This window comes from Brevundimonas sp., from assembly GCF_041648115.1.
Classification (GTDB): domain Bacteria; phylum Pseudomonadota; class Alphaproteobacteria; order Caulobacterales; family Caulobacteraceae; genus Brevundimonas.
Genome location: NZ_JBAZPR010000009.1, coordinates 138,762 through 156,164, shown reverse-complemented (window position 1 = coordinate 156,164; position 17,403 = coordinate 138,762). Strand labels below are relative to the sequence as shown.

Annotated in this window: 13 protein-coding genes; 3 read left to right on the top strand and 10 right to left on the bottom strand. The window is 68.2% G+C overall.

What is annotated here, in order from left to right; all coding sequences use genetic code 11:
• The first annotated feature begins 2 nt into the window (after positions 1 to 2).
• Positions 3 to 1,139 carry a mechanosensitive ion channel family protein gene (locus tag WC597_RS10085; protein ID WP_372693199.1) on the top strand — a complete coding sequence of 379 codons (1,137 nt, stop codon included), beginning with the start codon at positions 3 to 5 and terminating at the stop codon, positions 1,137 to 1,139.
• 141 nt (positions 1,140 to 1,280) lie between these two features.
• On the opposite strand, the gene WC597_RS10080 is transcribed toward WC597_RS10085, so the two are convergent.
• From WC597_RS10080 to WC597_RS10060, 5 genes are all read right to left on the bottom strand, one after another.
• On the bottom strand, positions 1,281 to 1,694 hold the full coding sequence (locus WC597_RS10080) for a surface-adhesin E family protein (RefSeq protein ID WP_372693198.1): 414 nt from the start codon (positions 1,692 to 1,694) through the stop codon (positions 1,281 to 1,283).
• Positions 1,691 to 5,128 (bottom strand): chromosome segregation protein SMC, encoded by a 3,438-nt coding sequence (gene smc / locus WC597_RS10075; protein WP_372693197.1) that lies wholly within the window; start codon positions 5,126 to 5,128, stop codon positions 1,691 to 1,693. The genes WC597_RS10080 and smc overlap by 4 nt, the downstream gene beginning before the upstream one ends.
• 12 nt (positions 5,129 to 5,140) lie before the next feature.
• Complete coding sequence (locus WC597_RS10070; RefSeq protein WP_372693196.1) at positions 5,141 to 5,752, bottom strand: thioredoxin domain-containing protein; 612 nt, start codon at positions 5,750 to 5,752, stop codon at positions 5,141 to 5,143.
• A 1-nt stretch (position 5,753) separates the two neighbouring features.
• Positions 5,754 to 6,398 (bottom strand): DsbA family protein, encoded by a 645-nt coding sequence (locus WC597_RS10065; protein WP_372693195.1) that lies wholly within the window; start codon positions 6,396 to 6,398, stop codon positions 5,754 to 5,756.
• A 96-nt stretch (positions 6,399 to 6,494) separates the two neighbouring features.
• Positions 6,495 to 7,046 (bottom strand): DUF721 domain-containing protein, encoded by a 552-nt coding sequence (locus WC597_RS10060; protein ID WP_372693194.1) that lies wholly within the window; start codon positions 7,044 to 7,046, stop codon positions 6,495 to 6,497.
• A gap of 20 nt (positions 7,047 to 7,066) precedes the next feature.
• On the opposite strand from WC597_RS10060, the gene mutY reads away from it, so the two are divergent.
• Entirely contained in the window at positions 7,067 to 8,119 is a 1,053-nt protein-coding gene (mutY, locus tag WC597_RS10055) for an A/G-specific adenine glycosylase (protein ID WP_372693193.1), read from the top strand.
• A gap of 2 nt (positions 8,120 to 8,121) precedes the next feature.
• Here mutY and WC597_RS10050 read toward each other — a convergent pair whose 3' ends face one another.
• The 4 genes from WC597_RS10050 to WC597_RS10035 form a co-directional block, all read right to left on the bottom strand.
• The gene (locus tag WC597_RS10050; protein ID WP_372693192.1) at positions 8,122 to 10,269 is read right to left on the bottom strand and encodes a glycogen debranching N-terminal domain-containing protein; all 2,148 of its coding nucleotides are present in this window, start codon (positions 10,267 to 10,269) and stop codon (positions 8,122 to 8,124) included.
• A gap of 149 nt (positions 10,270 to 10,418) precedes the next feature.
• On the bottom strand, positions 10,419 to 11,534 hold the full coding sequence (locus tag WC597_RS10045) for a glycosyltransferase family 4 protein (protein ID WP_372693191.1): 1,116 nt from the start codon (positions 11,532 to 11,534) through the stop codon (positions 10,419 to 10,421).
• 210 nt (positions 11,535 to 11,744) lie between these two features.
• Positions 11,745 to 12,821 (bottom strand): site-specific DNA-methyltransferase, encoded by a 1,077-nt coding sequence (locus WC597_RS10040; RefSeq protein ID WP_372693190.1) that lies wholly within the window; start codon positions 12,819 to 12,821, stop codon positions 11,745 to 11,747.
• A gap of 120 nt (positions 12,822 to 12,941) precedes the next feature.
• Complete coding sequence (locus tag WC597_RS10035) at positions 12,942 to 15,029, bottom strand: catalase (RefSeq protein ID WP_372693189.1); 2,088 nt, start codon at positions 15,027 to 15,029, stop codon at positions 12,942 to 12,944.
• A 182-nt stretch (positions 15,030 to 15,211) separates the two neighbouring features.
• Here WC597_RS10035 and murC point away from each other — a divergent pair, with 182 nt between their 5' ends.
• Entirely contained in the window at positions 15,212 to 16,654 is a 1,443-nt protein-coding gene (gene murC / locus WC597_RS10030; RefSeq protein ID WP_372693188.1) for a UDP-N-acetylmuramate--L-alanine ligase, read from the top strand.
• A gap of 11 nt (positions 16,655 to 16,665) precedes the next feature.
• On the opposite strand, the gene WC597_RS10025 is transcribed toward murC, so the two are convergent.
• Positions 16,666 to 17,343 carry a hypothetical protein gene (locus tag WC597_RS10025; RefSeq protein WP_372693187.1) on the bottom strand — a complete coding sequence of 226 codons (678 nt, stop codon included), beginning with the start codon at positions 17,341 to 17,343 and terminating at the stop codon, positions 16,666 to 16,668.
• Positions 17,344 to 17,403: the final 60 nt, after the last annotated feature.

Here is a 17,403-nt window from a genome sequence, read left to right as displayed (position 1 = left end):
CCATGCCTCCCGAAATCATCGCCGTCACCCGCCAGATCCGCGCCCTGTGGCACCGCTTCGACTGGCTGCCCGAATGGGCGGTCGTTGTGCTGGTTCTGCTGGTCTTCGTCGGCGGGGGCTGGCTGACGCACAAGATCGCCTTCGCCATCCTGCGTCGGGTGGTCAGGAACAAGGACGTCTTCTGGCGCGGCGTGGTCGAGCGCGCCCGGATCAAGCTGCGTGTCCTGATCATCATCATCGGCATCGGCATCGGCGTGACCGTGTCGCCGATGGACCCCGGACCGTCTCAGGACATCCGCAACATCCTTCAGTTCCTGTTCGTCCTGACTCTGGGCTGGCTGGCCTCGGGCATGCTCGACATGTGGTCGGTGATGCACCTCAAGCGCTACAATATCGCCGTCGAGGACAATCTGCTGGCCAGGAAACACCTGACCCAGACCCGCATCCTGCAAAGGGTCGCGAAGGTCGTGTTGTTCATCGTCACCGTGGGGCTGGCCCTGATGACCATCGCCGGCTTCCGTCAGTGGGGCGTCAGCCTGCTGGCCTCGGCCGGGGTCGTCGGCATCATCGCGGGCCTCGCGCTTCAGCCGATCCTGACGAACATGGTCGCCGGCATCCAGATCGCCCTGACCCAGCCGATCCGCCTCGACGACGCCGTCATCGTCGAGAACGAGTGGGGCAATGTCGAGGAGATCACGGCCACCTATGTGGTGGTCAAGCTGTGGGACTGGCGCCGGATGGTGCTGCCCCTGTCCTATTTCATCACCACGCCGTTCCAGAACTGGACGCGCGAGAACGCCCGCCTGATCGGCGTGGCCTTCTTCTACGTCGATTACGAAGCCCCGATCGATCGGCTGCGCACCGCTTACGAAGCCATCGTCAAGGCGTCCAAACACTGGGACGGCGACGTCCAGGTGATGCAGGTGACCGACATCACCGAACGCGTGCTTCAGGTCCGCTGCCTGGCCAGCGCCCGCTCGGCCGGCATCGCCTTCGACCTGCGCTGCGAGATCCGCGAGAAGCTGATGGCCTTCATGCGCGACGACTGCCGCGAGGCCCTGCCACGCGACCGCATCGAATGGCCGCAAGGGGAAGATAGGTCTGCATCTCTCCCTCCCCGTGCCGGGGAGGGTGGCTGAGCGGAGCGAAGCCGGGTGGGGAGGGCAGGGCGACGTCCCACTGACCTGTCTCGCATCAGGCAGTTGCGTCCCTGCCGGGCCGCCCCCACCCCGTCGCTGCGCGACGACCCTCCCCGGAGCGGGGAGGGAGAGCTGTTGTCGCTAATCCGCCAGAGCCGCCTGTCCTCGCCTGATCGCTTCGTCCAGCGACAAGGTCTCGGCGGGCCGCTCGGCCGCGCAGGCGATGGCCAGCAGCTCCGCCGCATCCCCGCCGGGCGCGGCGGCGTATCCCGGGGCCGGATCGGCCGTCGCCGGGCCTTCGGTTCCGTCCGCCCTCAAGGAGGCGAAGTCCAACCGATCAGCCGTCATCGCCCGGCAGTCGAAGGCCCACCGCGACCAACCCCCGACATAGGTCACCTCTCCGACCTTGAACCCGGCCTCGGTCACCTGCAGCTCCCGCATCCGCGTCACGTCTCCCTCGCGTTCGATCGAGGCGACGTCGGCGTAGATGGCGAACCGGCCGACGCCGGTCTCGACCAGTTGGGGATCGATCAGGGCCAGGAGCAGGGCGATCATGCGACCAGGGTCTCCGCCTGGTGCAGGTCCACGCTGACCAACTGGCTCATGCCGCGTTCGGGCATGGTGACGCCGTAGAGGCGGTCCATGCGGCTCATGGTCACGGGGTTGTGGGTGATGACGATGAAGCGGGTGTCGGTGCGGCTGCGCATCTCGTGCAGCATGCGGCAAAAGCGGTCCACGTTGGCGTCGTCCAGCGGGGCGTCCACCTCGTCCAGCACGCAGACCGGCGCCGGGTTGGCCAGGAAGACGCCGAAGATCAGAGCCGCCGCCGTCAGGGCCTGCTCGCCTCCGCTCATCAGGCTCATGACCGACAGCCGCTTGCCGGGAGGGCAGGCGTAGATCTCAAGCCCAGCCTCCAGCGGATCGTCGCTCTCGACCAGTTTCAGCTCGGCCTGGCCGCCGCCGAACAGGGCCTCGAACAGGCTCTTGAAGTTGGCGTTGATGACGTCGAAGGCGGCGACCAGCCGCTCGCGCCCCTCGGCGTTCAGCTCGTCGATGCCGTCGCGCAGCTTGGCGATCGCCTGGGTCAGGTCGATCCGTTCCGACTTCATGCTGTTCAGCCGCTCGCCGTATTCGAGGGCCTCGTCCTCGGCGCGCAGGTTGACGGCGCCCAGGGCCTCGCGCTCGCGCTCCAGCCCGTACAGCAGGCTCTCGGCGCCGGCGGCGTCGGGCGGGCGGGCGATGGCGTCGTCGGTCAGCTTACGGCCCAGGTCGTCGGGTGACATCTGGGCGGTCTCGCGCAGGGTGGTCTCGGCCTCGGTCAGCTTCTCGGCGGCGGCCTCGGCGCGGGCGGACAGGCCGGCGCGGGCCTCGCGGGCCTGGCTGGCGGCGGTCTCGGCGGTGCGTGAGGCGCGGTCGGCGTCGGTCGCCTCGGTCTCGGCCTCGGCCATGGCGTCGGACGAGGCCTGTTTCCTCTGTTCGGCGGCGGTCAGGGTGTCGAGCAGCTTGCCGCGTTGTTCGGCGAAGCCCTGGGGCGCGACCTCGGCCTGTTTCAGCAGGGCCGCGGTCTTTTCCGCATCCTTGGTCAGGGCGGCGACGCGGGCGGCGCTGTCCCTGGACCGCGTGACCCAGCCGTAGCGGGCGCGGGTCAGGCTGCCCAACCGCTGTTCACGGCCCTGGCGGTCGCGGGCCTCGGCGTCGCGGTCCGAGCGGGCGGTCTGGGCGGCGGTGCGAGCCGCATCAGCGGCGGCGCGGGCGGCGGTCAGGTCGTCGCGCAGGCCAGACAGGGTCTCGGACGGGGCGTCCGTCGTCTGGGTGGCGTCCAGCGCGGCCTCGGCTTCGGCCACCTCGGCTGCTAGTCGGGTCACAGTGTCGTCCAGGGCCTGGGCGCGGGCTTCGCGGCGGGCCTGGTCGCGGGCCAGGGTCTCGACGCGGTCGCGGGAGGCGGTCACGGCCTTGTCGGCGGCGAAGGGAGCCAGGCGGACGGTCTTCACCGTCTCCTCTGCGGCGCGGAAGGCGTCGGTGGCGGACTTCTGGGCCGCCTGCGCCTGATCCAGCGCAGGCCTGCCCTTATCGATCTCGGCCTCCAGCTCGGCCAGGCGTGTGCGCTGGCCCAGGCGGACGGCGGCGGGGCGCGGCGCCTCGGCGCGGCTGACGAACCCGTCCCAGCGATAGAGGTCGCCCTCGGTCGTGACCAGGCGGGCGCCGGGAGGCAAGTCTTGAGCCAGCCGGGCCGCGTCGGCCTTGGACGCGAAACCGCACAGGGCGAGGCGCGCGGTCAGTTGCTCGGGAGCCTGAACATGGTCGGACAGGGGCTTGACCCCGGCGGGCCAGGACGGGGAGGGCGCGTCCGCCCCGCCCCAGTAGGCGGCGGCGCGAGCGTCCAGCGCCGCGTCCAGATCGTCGCCCAGGGCGGCGGCGAGGGCGGCCTCGTAACCCTTGTCGGCGCGCACCTTGTCGAGCGCGGGGGGATGGTCGCGCTTGCCGGTGACCAGCAGCTGGGCCAGGCCGCGCGCCTCGGTCTGCAACCGTCCGAGCCGGTCCTCGGCGGCGCGGGCGGCCGTGCGGGCCTCTTGCTCCGTGCGGGCCAGGTCGCCGCGTGTCGCCTCGGCCGCCTCGACGGCCTCGCGGGCGGCGGTCAGCTCGGCCTGGGCGGTTTCCAGCGCCTGGCGAGCGGTCTCCAGCTCGGGTGTTTCCAGCGGACCCAGGGCCTCGCGTTCGCGCCTGGCCTGGTCGTGCTGGCCGGTGACGCGCGCCAGCCGTGTCTCGGCGTCACGCTTGCGCGCCGTCTCGGCGTTGGCGCGGGCCTCGACGGCGGCGAGCATCCCGGCCAGGCGTTCGACCTCGCCGTCGGCGGCCTTGCGGGCGTCCTCGGCGGCGGCCAGCGCCTTGTCCAGTTCTGGGCCGCGTTCGGGGGCGGCGGCGATCTCGGCTTTCAGTCTGGTCAGTTCGTGGTCGAGCCGGTCCAGCTCGCGCTGGGCGTCGGCGGCCATGTTCCCTTCACGCTCGACATCGGCGGTGATGCGGGCGTTCTCGGCCTTCAGCCGGTCCACCTCGGCGCGGGCGGCCTGTTCGGCCATGTCGAGCCGGTCGCGCTCCAGGCTGGCGCGGTGCAGCAGGGCCGAGGCGACGGCGTCCTCCTCGCGCGCCGGCTTCAACGCCTCTTGGGCGGCCAGCGCAGCGGTCTGTGCGGCGGCGGCGGCGGTCGTCGTCTCGGCCACAGCACGATCGGCGGCGCGCAACTCCTCGGCGGCGGCCTCGGCGGCCAACCGGGCGTCGTTCCAGCGGACGAACAGCAGCGCGGCCTGAAGGGCGCGGATCTCGGCGCTGATCTTCTTGTATTTCTCGGCCTGGCGCGCCTCACGCTTCAGCCGGTTCAGCGCCGTTTCCAGCTCGCGGCCGATGTCGTCCAGCCTGTCCAGATTGGTCTCCGCCGCCTTGAGTCGCAGCTCGGCTTCGTGGCGGCGGGTATGCAGACCGGCGACCCCGCCCGCCTCTTCCAGGATGCGGCGGCGGTTCTGGGGTTTGGCGGCGATCAGCTCGCTGATCTGGCCCTGACGGACCAAGGCGGGGGAGTTGGCGCCGGTCGAGGCGTCGGCGAACAGCAGTTGCACGTCACGCGCCCGGACCTCCTTGCCGTTGATGCGATAGGTCGAGCCCTGGCCCCGGTCGATGCGGCGCGACACCTCCAGCACCGGACTGTCGGTAAAGGGCTGGGGTGCGCGGCGTTGCGCATTGTCGATGGTCAGGCTGACTTCGGCATGGCTGCGCGGCGGGCGACCCGCCGCGCCGGAGAAGATGACGTCGTCCATGCCCTGGCCGCGCATGGCCTTGGCCGAGTTGGCCCCCATGACCCAGCGCAGGCCCTCAAGGACATTGGACTTGCCGCAGCCGTTGGGGCCGACCACGCCGGTCAGGCCGGATTCGATATGCACCTCCGCCGGGTCGACGAACGACTTGAAGCCGACGAGCCGGAGGCGCTGGAACTGCATCGCCCTGGCGGACTACCGGCGCAGCAGAGGGTCGATGGCGGCCGACAGGGCGTCCAGCGAATGGTCGGTCACTGCGGTTCCGTTGACGAAGAAGGTGGGCGTGCCGGTGACGCCGGCCGCATTGGCGCCCGTGATCTGGGCGTCCAGTTCAGCACGGATGGTCGGGCCTTGCAGGCAGGTCTCGATCTGCTCGCGCGTCTTGCCGCTGGCGGCGATGCCGGCCGCGAACCAGGGCTGAGGCCCCGTGGTGCGCAGATTGGCCTGGTCTCGCATGAAGACCGCCGCCACGTCGAAGTAGCGTTCCGGCGCGGCGCACAAGGCTACTGCAGCCGCAGCGGCGGCGAGATTGGCCGGCTGGGTCGGCAGGTTGCGATGAACCAGCCGGACCTTGCCCGTATCGATGTATTTGGCCTTGAAGGCCGGCAGAGCCGTGTTGTGGAAGTCCGCGCAGTGCGAGCAGGTGAAGGACGCGTATTCGATCACCGTCACCGGCGCATCCGCGCGGCCCAGGACGTGATCCTGGGCCGTGACGGGCGGGGGCGCATCGGCGGCGTAGGCTGGTGCGGCCAAACCTGCGGTCAGGGCGGCGGCGAACGACAGGACGAGGAAGGCGCGTCGCATCATCTTACTTGGCCAGGGCTGCGTCGATGGCGGTGGACAGGTCGGTCAGGCTTGCGCCTTCGCCGCCCGGCGAGATGACCTGGGTGTCGTTGACGTAGAAGGCCGGGGTGCCGGTCACGCCCTGGGTGCGGGCGGCCTGGACGCGCTTCTCCATGGCGGCGACGGCGTCCTTGTCAGTGACGCAGTCGTTGAACTGCTGCTCGGACATTCCGGCGGCCTGGGCGGTGCGCAGCAGCCACTCGCGCGGCGACGAGGTCAGCATCTCCTGCTGGGTGGCCATCAACTGGTGGACGACGTCGAAATACTTGTCCGGGCCGGCGCAGCGAGCGATCAGGAAGCCTGCGGTGGCGGCGTCGACCGGCGGGGTCGGCAGTTCGCGGAAGACGTAGCGCACCTTGTTGGTGTCCACATATTTGGCCTTGAAGGCGGGCCAGGTGTTCTTCTGCCACTGCGCGCAGTGGGGGCAGGTGACCGAGGCGTATTCGACCACGGTGACCTTGGCGCCTGCCGGCGCGCCCAGACCCATGTCGCCCTCGGCCGCGCCCTTGGATCCGCCGCCGCACGCGGCCAGAGCCATGGTCGCCAGGGCGGCGCCGGTGATGGCCGCACGACGGCTCATGCGGACGAAGCGGGATTCAGTGTCGGCCATGGGACTTCCTTGATCGGATCGTTGGCGAATGGTGGCGCGATTCCCCTGGAACGACGACACCCCAGACTTGTCGAGAACAGGTGCGGCGAAGTTTTGTCAATCTTCACTTTTAGGACGTGACAGGGCGACGCGGCCCAGGCGAGCGAGCGCCGCGCGCAGATCGTCGGGGGCGGAGGCGATGGAGGCGGCGAGATCGGCCTCGGCCTGGGCGGGCAGGGGCGGCGGCTTGGCGCTGCGTTTGGGGCGCGAGGCGGCCTCTTTCAGCGGGGCGACCGGCCCTTGGGCGATGCGCAGGCGATCGACCGTTCCGGCGCCGAGGAACAGATTGACGCGGGCCAGGATGTCTTCCGACTGATGCTGGATCAGCAGGGCGGCGGCGCCGGCGACGCGCAGCTCCAGCACGCCGGGCTGGCCGCCCTTGCCCTTGGTCAGTTTTTGGGGGCGGGTGACGCGGGCCAGACGGTCGCCGACGATCTCGCGCCAGCGGGGCTCCAGCGCGCCGGCGCCGCGTCCGAACTGCTCGTCCAGCTTCTTGATCAGCGGCGTCAGGGCCTTGCCCGCGCGCGGCGCCGGTCGGGGGACCGGACGGGTGCGGCGGCGAGACAGGATCTCGCGGACCTCGGCATCTGTGGGCAGCGTGCGGCGCATGGGTCTATATAGCCCGACCGATGCCCGACGTCTCTCCCGACATAGACCTGATCCGATCCGACCTGCTGGCCTGGTATGAGGCCCATGCGAGGAGCCTGCCTTGGCGGGCGGTCGTGGGCGCGGCGCGGACCGAGCCCTACCGCGTCTGGTTGTCGGAGGTCATGCTGCAGCAGACGACGGTGCCGCATGCGACGCCCTATTTCCACGCCTTCACCACGCGCTGGCCCACGGTCTGCGACCTGGCGGCGGCCGAGGATGCGGAGGTGATGGGGGCCTGGGCGGGGCTGGGCTACTACGCCCGCGCTCGCAACCTGCTGGCCTGCGCGCGGGCGGTTGCGGGGGAGCATGGCGGGGTCTTCCCGAATACGGAGGCCGGCTTGCTGGTCCTGCCGGGGGTGGGCGCCTATACGGCCGCAGCCGTGGCCTCCATCGCCTTCGATCGGGCGGCCAATGTGGTGGACGGCAATGTCGAGCGGGTCATGGCGCGACTGTTCGCGGTCGAGACGCCGGTCCCGGCCGCCCGACCCGAGCTGAGGCGTTTGGCGGGCCTGTTCATCACAGACGAGCGGCCGGGCGACTGGGCGCAGGCGCTGATGGACCTGGGCGCGACGGTGTGCCGGCCCAAGTCGCCGTCGTGCGGGGCTTGTCCCGTGGCGAGCGAATGCCTGGGTCTGGTCAGCGGCGACCCGGCGCGGTTTCCGCTCAAGACCAAGAAGGCGGATCGACCGCACCGGCGGGGCAAAGCCTATGTGTTGGTCGACGATCAGGGGCGGGTCGCGGTGGAGACGCGGCCGGACAAGGGGCTGCTGGGCGGAATGCTGGGCCTGCCGACCAGTGAGTGGGCGATGGACGCGCCGACGGGGGAGCCGCCGATCAAGGCCGACTGGCGCGAGGCGGGGGCGGTGGAGCACGTCTTCACCCACTTCAGCCTGACCCTCACGGTGATGACGGCGCGGGGCGAGGCGGAGGATGGCCCCTGGCGCTGGATGCCGGTCGAGGCGGCGCGAGCGGCCCTGCCCACCGTGTTCGCCAAGGCGCTGGATCGGGCGAGCGCGCCAGACCTGTTCACATAGGCTTACCGCAGGGTGCGGATCGCGACCCTGCCTTGTTTGTGGTTGGGGATGACGACTGCGCGGCCGCCGGCGTGCTGGATGTTCAGATCGACGACGGAGCCGCCGACCTCCAGGCCGGTGATCCTCAGGCGGTCCAGGCCCGCGGGCAGGACGGGGTCGGCCAGATCGACGGTCTCGGTCCAGGCGTCGATGGACAGGCCCAGCGTGGCCTGCAGCATCAGGAAGACCGAACCCGCCGCCCAGGCCTGCGGCAGGCAGGCGACCGGATAGGCGATGGGCGGCTCGCCCGGTTCGCGCGGGAAGCCGCAGAACAATTCGGGCAGGCGCAGGTGGAAGTGGGCGGCGGCGGCGTAGATTTCGGCCAGGATAGCGGCGACGGCGTCGCGCTCGCCATAGTTGGCCATGCCGGCGGCGGCCATGGCGGTGTCATGGGGCCAGACCGAGCCGTTGTGATAGCTCATCGGGTTGAACCGGGCCTGGCCCAGCTCAAGCGTGCGGATGCCCCAGCCGGTGCGGAACTCGGCCGACAGCAGGCGTTTGGTGACGCGGCGCGCACGTTCAAGCGACGGCAGGCCGGTGAACAGCAGATGGCCGGCGTTGGAGGCGATGGCGCGGCACTGCTCGCCGTCGCCGTCCAGGGCCACGGCGTAGAAGCCTTCGTCCTCCATCCAGAACTTGTCCTCGACCAGGGCGCGGACCTGTTCGGCGCGCATCCGCCATTCGGTCGTGCGGTCGTCGTGCAGACGCTCGCCCAGGTCGGCCAGCGCCTTCCAGGCGGCGAAGGCGTAGCCCTGGACTTCCAGCAGGGCGATCGGGCCCTTGGGGAAGCGGCCGTCGGCGTGGAAGATGGAGTCTTCGGAGTCCTTCCAGCCCTGGTTGGACAGGCCGGTGTCGGCGCCGCGCTGATAGTCGATCAGGCCGTCGTTGTTGCTGTCGCCATAGTCGCGCATCCAGTCGGCGGCGGCGATCAGATTGGGCCAGAGCGTGCGGATCAGGTCCAGATCGCCGGTGCGGTTGGCGTAGGCGCCGGCCAGGGCCACGAACAGGCAGGTGGTGTCGACCCCGCCGTAATAGAGGCCAAACGGCACCTCGTGCAGGGCGCTCATCTCGCCGCCGCGCGTCTCGTGCATGATCTTGCCGGGCTGGCTGTCCTGGAACAGCGAGGTTTCGGTGGCCTGGCGCGAGGCCAGATAGGTCAGGACGCCCTTGGCCAGGGACGGGTCCAGCCACAGCATCTGCCAGGCGGCGATAATGCCGTCACGCCCGAACGGGGTCGAGAACCAAGGCGTGCCGGCATAGGGGTAGGGGCCAGTCGGCAGGTCGGTGGTCAACAGGGCCATGTCGGCCCGCGATTGATCCAGCCAGTCGTTGAACCGCGGGCTGCGCGGGCCGCGCACCGAGGCGCCGCGACGGCGTTTGGCGCGCATGGCCAAGCGCGCCTGGACGGCGTTTCGACGCCAACGGCCGGCGTCCGGCGTCTCGCAGGCATCGACGCCGCATTCGATGAACAGGTCCATGGCTCGGCCCTTCGGCAGGCTGAACATGAACTCGGCCCTCTGGTGCGTCAGGCGGGCGGGCGGCTCGGAGAAGGCCAGGCAGCTGGAGCGGTCGACATCGTCCAGGCCGGTATAGCGGAAGGTGACGCGGCGGCCGTCGGTGGTCGGGGTATGGATCGTGCCACGCTTGGCCCTGGGCGTGCCGCGCACCTGGAAGATGTCAGCGAAGTCGGCGCCGAAGTCGAAGGCCAGCGGCAGGAGGATGTCCTCCACGCCGTGGTTGACCATCTGGATCCGTTCGAACATCCGTCGGCCCCACAGGAAGCGACGCCGCTCGATATGCAGCACGCCGGCAGGGGCGGACCGGCCGCCCATCGGGGGCAGCGGGCGGTTGGTCGTGTGGCAGGAGAAGAAGACGTTGTCCTGACTGACGCCCGACGACAGTCGCGACGGCTTCAGCAGGCCGACCGTCATGGCCCAGCGCGACAGGACGCGGGTGTCGTCGGCAAACAGGCCGTCGGCGCCGCCCTTCATGTCGCCCCAGCCGTCCGCAACCAAAAATGTGTCGCCGTCCTTCAGCGCCATCAACTGCTCAAGGCCGGAGGCCTCTACCGATTCGCCGGCGGTCAGTTGGGTGGAATAGGCGTCGTCCATGCGGTCTCTTCCCCGTCGTTTGAGGCCTTGGCCGAACGTGTCGCACCCGAATGCGGCGCTGAGGGGCCGCTTGAGTGATGAAATGAAGCAGGCGTCGGAGGGTTCACCTCCGCCGCCTGTTTTTCTTCGATAATCGTCGGCTGTGACGCTTAGGCGATGGCGGCGAAGCTGCGGTCTTCCTCAAGGGGGCGTAAGGGAGTGACCACATTGTCCAGCGCCGCTTCGGCGAAGGGGCGGCGAGCCAGGAGGTCGCCGTAGACGTCCAGATAGCGGCGGGCCATGGCGGTGGCCGAGAACCGCAGGTCGAAACGGGCGCGAACGGCCTCGCGGTCCAGCAGGTGGGCGCGGCCGGCGGCGGCGATAGCCTGTTCCATCGTATCGACCAGGAAGCCGGTTGCGCCGTCCTCGATGATCTCGGGCGTCGAGCCGCAGCGGAATGCGACGACGGGCGTGCCGCAAGCCATGGCCTCGATCATCACAAGGCCGAAGGGTTCGGGCCAGTCGATGGGGAAGAGCAGGGCGTCGGCGCCGCCAAGGAAGGCGGACTTCTGATGGTCGCCGATCTCGCCGATGAACTCGATCAGGGGATTGCCCTCGACCATGGGGCGGATGATTTCCTCCCAATAGCGTTTGTCGGCGGCATCCACCTTGGCGGCGATCTTCAGCCGCTTGCCAAGCTTCGTGGCGATCTCGATGGCGCGGTCGGGACGTTTCTCGGGCGAGATCCGGCCCAGGAAGGCGAGGTAGACCTCAGACCTGGGCGAAAACAGATACTGTTCGCCGGGCATGCCGTGATGGACGGTCGCCTTCCAGTTGGCGAAATGCAGGGGCTTGCGCTGGTCGTCGGAGATGGAGACCAGGCCGAACTCGCTCCAGCGGGCGTAGACGCCGGGCAGGTCCTTCATGTCCAGGCGGCCGTGCAGGGTGGTGATCGTCTTGTCCGCCAGTTCCCGGAACAGCGGGAAATGGATCATGTCGGTGTGGAAGTGGATCACGTCGAACTCGTCTGCGCGGTCCATCACCTCGCCCAGCATGGACAGGTGTGCGGCGAGGTCGGATTTCAGCGACGCGGGATCAAGGCGGATGGCCTGATCGCGAACGGGAACCAGGCGCGCCTTGGTCTGGGCGTCGGCGCTGGCGAACAGGGTGACGTCATGGCCCAGATCTACCAAGGCGTCGGTCAGGTGCGCGACGACGCGTTCAGTGCCGCCGTAAAGCTTTGGAGGAACGGCCTCGTAAAGCGGGGTGACCTGCGCGATCTTCATGATGTTGTGCTCCGACCCCGCAATGGCGGGGGCCGTGGACAACAATGATCTCGCAACTGCGAAGTTCCACGGTTCGATGCGAATTTTCACATAGGTTTCGGTGGCTTACAGCGAAGCTGACCCAATGTCAGTGTGCGGATTCGTACGTTTCGGATTCGTCCGCGCCGCTAAGTGATTGATGTGGCTGATGCGACGCGGCGTCGCACCGGCCTACATCGCGGCGCGAACCTCGGAGCGCAGGGCGTCGATGGATTTCAGGCCCTGGTCGGTCTTGAAGCGCCAATAGGTCCAGCCGTTGCAGGCGGGGGCGTTTTCAAACAGGGCGCCCAGTTTGTGGATCGAGCCGCTGAGCGAGCCGGACACCAGCGAGCCATCGGCGCGGACGCGGGCCTCGCGCTCGCCCTTGGGGCAGTAAAGACGGTCGCCGGGATGCAGCAGGCCGGCCTCGACCAGGGCGCCGAAGGGCACCTTGGGCTCGGCGCGCTTGGAGCCCGTGACCATCAAATCGTCGGCGCTGGCGGGGATGACCGAGGCGATGCGGGTCGCGGCGACGTCGGCATAGGTCTCGTCACGCTCGATGCCGATGTAATGGCGGCCCAGCCGCTTGGCGGCGGCGCCGGTGGTGCCGGTGCCGAAGAAGGGGTCCAGGATCACGTCGCCGGGACGGGTCGCCGACAGCAGGACGCGGTGCAGCAGGGCCTCGGGCTTTTGCGTCGGATGGGCCTTCTTGCCGTCGGCGTCCTTGATCCGCTCTTCGCCGGTGCACAGGGCGAAGGTCCAGTCCGACCGCATCTGGGTGTCTTCGTTGAAGGCCTTCATCGCATCGTAGTTGAAGGTGTAGCGCTTCTGATCGCGGCTCTTGGCGGCCCAGATCAGGGTCTCGTGGGCGTTGGTGAACCGGGTGCCCTTGAAGTTCGGCATCGGGTTGGACTTGCGCCAGATGATGTCGTTCAGCACCCAGAAGCCCAGGTCCTGGATGGCCGAGCCCAGGCGGAAGACGTTGTGATAGGAGCCGATCACCCAGATTGAACCCTCCGGCTTCAGCACGCGGCGGCATTCCGCCAGCCAGGCGCGGGTGAAGGCGTCGTAGTCGGCGAAGCTGGCGAACTTGTCCCAGTCGTCATCGACGGCGTCGACCTTGGAATTGTCGGGACGCAGCAGGTGGCCGCCCAGCTGCAGATTATAGGGGGGGTCGGCGAAGACCATATCCACCGAGGCGTCGGGCAGGCTCTTCAGCACTTCGATGCAGTCGCCACGGTGAATGACGTCGGTCTTCAGATCGGACATGGAACGCGGTCTCGCAACAATGAGACCGCTATGGTGAATCCTTACGGTTAAGGCAGTGTTGAAATCCGCCCGGTCCCGTCATCCCAGGCACAGGGCCTGGGATGACGAAAGGTGGGGCGATCAGGCCAGCATGCGCACCTTGGGCTCGCGATCCCACTGGCGGGTGCGGGCGGGGGCGAGGAAGGCCCCGGCGTCCTTGGACAGGTCGATAACGCCGGCGTCCGGCTGGACGCCCGCCTTGTCCAGCAGGGGCTGGGCCTCGGGCGTGTGGCCGACGGCCTTGAGGTGGCCGAAGGCGTCCTTGGCGAAATCGACTGCGGCGCCTTCCTTCAGCAACTGAGCGCAGCCGTCCTCGGACAGGACGATGGCGACCGCGTCGAACAGGACCGACGGGCTGCCGGCCAGTTGCCCGTCGGCGGCCAGGGTCTTGCCGCCCTTCAGCTTGGCCCCGCCGATCTTGGGCGCGACGATGAAGACCGATCCGCCGTCGCCTTCGACCGTCGCACGAACGGCGTCGATCACCGCGCCGTCCGAGCCGTCGGCGACCAGGATGGCGACCTTTCGGCCCTTCAGGGTGTCGGGATATTTGCCGACGATGCGCAGGGCAGGCGAGGCGTCCAGGTCGATTGGTGTGACGGCCGGTTCCGACGCCTTGGGCAGGGGCAGGTTCAGGCCGTCGGCGACCCGCTGAGCCAGGGTGTCGTCCACGTTCTGGAGATTGGCCAGCACGCGGTCGCGGACGTGGGCCAGCGAGACCTTGGACAGTTCGAACACGATAGCGCTGGCCAAATGGGCCTGTTCGATCTCGGTCTGGGAGCGGAAGAACAGACGCGCCTGGCTGTAGTGGTCGGCGAAGGTCTCGGCGCGCAGCCGGACCTTCTCGCCCTCGACCGGCACGTCCGCAGTGCGGAAGCCGCCCTTGGGATCTTCACGCGGGCCGCCGTCCTCGCCCGCCTGCGCCAGGCTGTTGGGTTCATAGTTGGCGCGGCCCTTTGGCACGGCCATCTGCATGTGGCCGTCGCGCTGGAAGTTCTGGAAGGGGCAGCCCTTGGCCTGGTTGATCGGGATCTGGTGGAAGTTCACCGTGCCCAGGCGTGACAGCTGGGTGTCCTGATAGGAGAACAGCCGGCCCTGCAGCAGCGGGTCCTCCGAGAAGTCGATGCCCGGCACAATATTGGTCGGCAGGAAGGCGACCTGTTCAGTTTCGGCGAAGAAGTTGTCGGGGTTGCGGTCCAAAACCATGCGGCCGATCACGCGGATCGGGTAATCCTCTTCCGGCACAAGCTTGGTGGCGTCCAGAATGTCGAAGGGCAGGGCGTCGGCCTGTTCCTGGGTGAACATCTGCACGCCGAACTCCCATTCGGGGAAGTCGCCCTGGTCGATGGCTTCATACAGGTCGCGGCGGTGGTAGTCGGGGTCGGCGCCGGCGATCTTGACGGCTTCATCCCAGCAGGTTGACTGCGTGCCCAACTTGGGCCGCCAGTGGAACTTGACCAGGGTCGCCTCGCCCTCGGCGTTCAGCAGGCGGAATGTGTTTACGCCGAAGCCTTCCATCATGCGCAGGCTGCGCGGGATGCCGCGATCCGACATGGCCCACATGACCATGTGCATGCTCTCGGGCATCAGGCCGATGAAGTCCCAGAAGGTGTCGTGGGCGCTGGCCGCTTGCGGATAGCCCTTGTCCGCCTCCATCTTCACCGAATGGATCAGGTCGGGGAACTTGATCGCGTCCTGGATGAAGAAGACGGGGATGTTGTTGCCGACCAGATCCCAGTTGCCCTCGGTCGTATAGAATTTGACCGCAAAGCCGCGCACGTCGCGCGGCGTATCCACCGAGCCTGCGCCGCCGGCGACGGTCGAGAAGCGGGTGAAGAGCTCGGTCTTCTTGCCGACCTCGGTCAGGATCTTGGCGGTGGTGAAGTCCGACAGACTGTCGGTCAGTTCGAAGAAGCCGTGGGCGGCCGAGCCGCGGGCATGGACTATGCGCTCGGGGATGCGCTCATGGTCGAAATGCTGGATCTTCTCGCGAAGGATGAAGTCCTCCAGCAGGGTCGAGCCGCGCGGGCCGGCTTTGAGCGAGTTTTGATTGTCGCTGATCGGCACGCCGTGATTGGTTGTGGTGCGGGTTTCGGGCGTTGAGGCGGTCTGGTGCAGTTCGCCGGCATTGCCGAGCGTGGACGCACCGGCGGGGGTGGGTGTCTTGGCCATCTGGAAACCTTGGGGCGACGGCGTCGACAGGGGTGCGGCGCGCGTTACGATCACAACGTTGCGGGGATGCGATGGTTCTGTGCGGCATCGCGCACAGGCGGCGCGGTGATCGCCCTCAGAAAAGTTCGCTCCGTATGCGGCGCGCCCTTCGCATGCGGCGAGGCGGAGTCTATGACGCGACGATGATCGCACGCCTTCGCCCCGTCCCGTTCGACCTCGGTCCCGTCCATTTCGTTGGCATCGGCGGCATCGGCATGAGCGGCATCGCCGAGATCATGCTGAAGATCGGCTATTCGGTGCAGGGTTCGGACGCCAAGGCCAGCGCCAATACTGAACGCCTTCAGACGCTGGGCGCCAAGATATTCATCGGCCATGACGCCGCCCATGTGGGCGAGGGCGTCTCGGCGGTGGTCTATTCCACGGCGGTCAAGGCCGAGAATCCCGAGATGAAGACGGCCCGCGAGCGCCGCATCCCCCTGGTGCGCCGGGCCGAGATGCTGGCCGAGCTGATGCGGTTGCAATTTTCCATCGCGGTCGGCGGCACGCATGGCAAGACGACGACGACCTCGATGGTCGCGGCCCTGCTGGACGCGGCCGGGCTGGACCCGACGGTGGTCAACGGCGGCATCATCAACGCCTATGGCACCAACGCCAAGGTCGGCGACGGCGACTGGATCGTCGTCGAGGCGGACGAGAGCGACGGCAGCTTCCTGCGCCTGAAATCGACGGTGGCCATCGTGACCAACATCGATCCCGAGCATCTGGACCACTACGGCGACTTCGACGGGGTTCGGAAGGCGTTCGTGGATTTCGTCGAGAACATTCCCTTCTACGGCTTCGCCGCCGTCTGCCTGGACCACCCCGAGGTGCAGCGGCTGGTGGCGGCCATCGATAACCGGCGGCTGGTGACCTATGGCGTCAATCCGCAGGCGATGGTGCGGGCCGAGAACATCGACATGGGGCCGGACGGATGCCGGTTCGACGTGGTGTTCCACGGGGCGGGCGCGGACGCCGACGAAACGCGGATCGACGGCCTGTATCTGCCGATGGCCGGGGGCCATAACGTCGCCAACGCCCTGGCCGCCATCGCCGTGGCGCGCGAGCTGAACGTGGCCGACGAGGCGATCAGGACCGGCCTGGCCGGCTTCGGCGGGGTCAAGCGCCGCTTCACCACCACGGGCGTGGTCGGGGGCGTGCGGATCGTGGACGATTACGGCCACCACCCTGTCGAGATCGCCGCCGTCCTGAAGGCCGCGCGCCAGGTGGTGCAGAACGCCGAGGGCGACGGCCGCGTCATCGCGGTGGTCCAGCCGCACCGTTACACCCGCCTGCGCGACCTGATGGAAGAGTTCTCGACCTGTTTCTCGGACGCCGACGCGGTGGTCGTGGCCGACGTCTATGCGGCGGGCGAGACGCCGTTGGAGGGCGTGGACAAGCATGCCCTGGTCGAGGGCGTTCGTCGCTTCGGCCACCGCTCGGTCCAGGCCTTGGACGGCGTCGAGGCCCTGCCTGGCGTGATCGCCGGCGAAGCCAAGGCGGGCGATCTGGTCGTGCTGCTGGGCGCCGGCGACATCACGTCATGGGCCTATGCCCTGCCGGGGCAGTTGGAGGCGTTGAACGGCTGACTGTCCGCGCCTCAGAGATGGGCGAGGATCATGTTGCCCGCGATGAAGGCCAGAAAGCCAGCCATCACAAAGGCGGTGGCGAAGGAGGACAGCCACTCCTGTCGCCCGCGTATGCCGAGCACCTCCTGTTCACTCAGGCCCCCGGCGGCAAGCCGTTTCCGGTCCGCTTCGAACAATGGGACGAGGCAGGCAAAACAGAGCGCCATCGGCAAGAAGACGATGACCAGTTGAACCAGGCTGGAAAAAGAGGCCCGACCTGCGCTGAATCGCCAAAGGAATGACGTCAGTACTTCCTGATGGCCCAAGGGGGCGTAGGCGGCGATCAGCGAGCTCATTCCGACCAGATACAAGAGAGCGTAGACGGCGATCTGGCGCGCCCTCCACTTGATCCGTGGAGGTGGCTGGGTGGGCTCTGAACCAAAGCCTGGCATCTCCTCGCCGAACAGGAATTCGCCAGCCGCCTGCTTGCGTCGGATGTGCCAGAACCATCGATAGGTCGCGGCGTGTAGGATGGGTAGGCCGATTACGGCGACGAACCCGACCAGAATCAGGTTCAAGACTTCTTCGGCGGTGATGGCGATCGCAGTATAGGTGTTTACGGCGTAGACGAGCGCGATCCAGCCCATCAGCATGACCGCCGTCAGAACCATCGAGACGGCGAGAATCTTGACCAATTGAACGGGTTTCATGATGCGACCCTAGGCGATGCAGGATGGGGCAGGCCAGCGGACTTGTTTGTCTATGCTTTG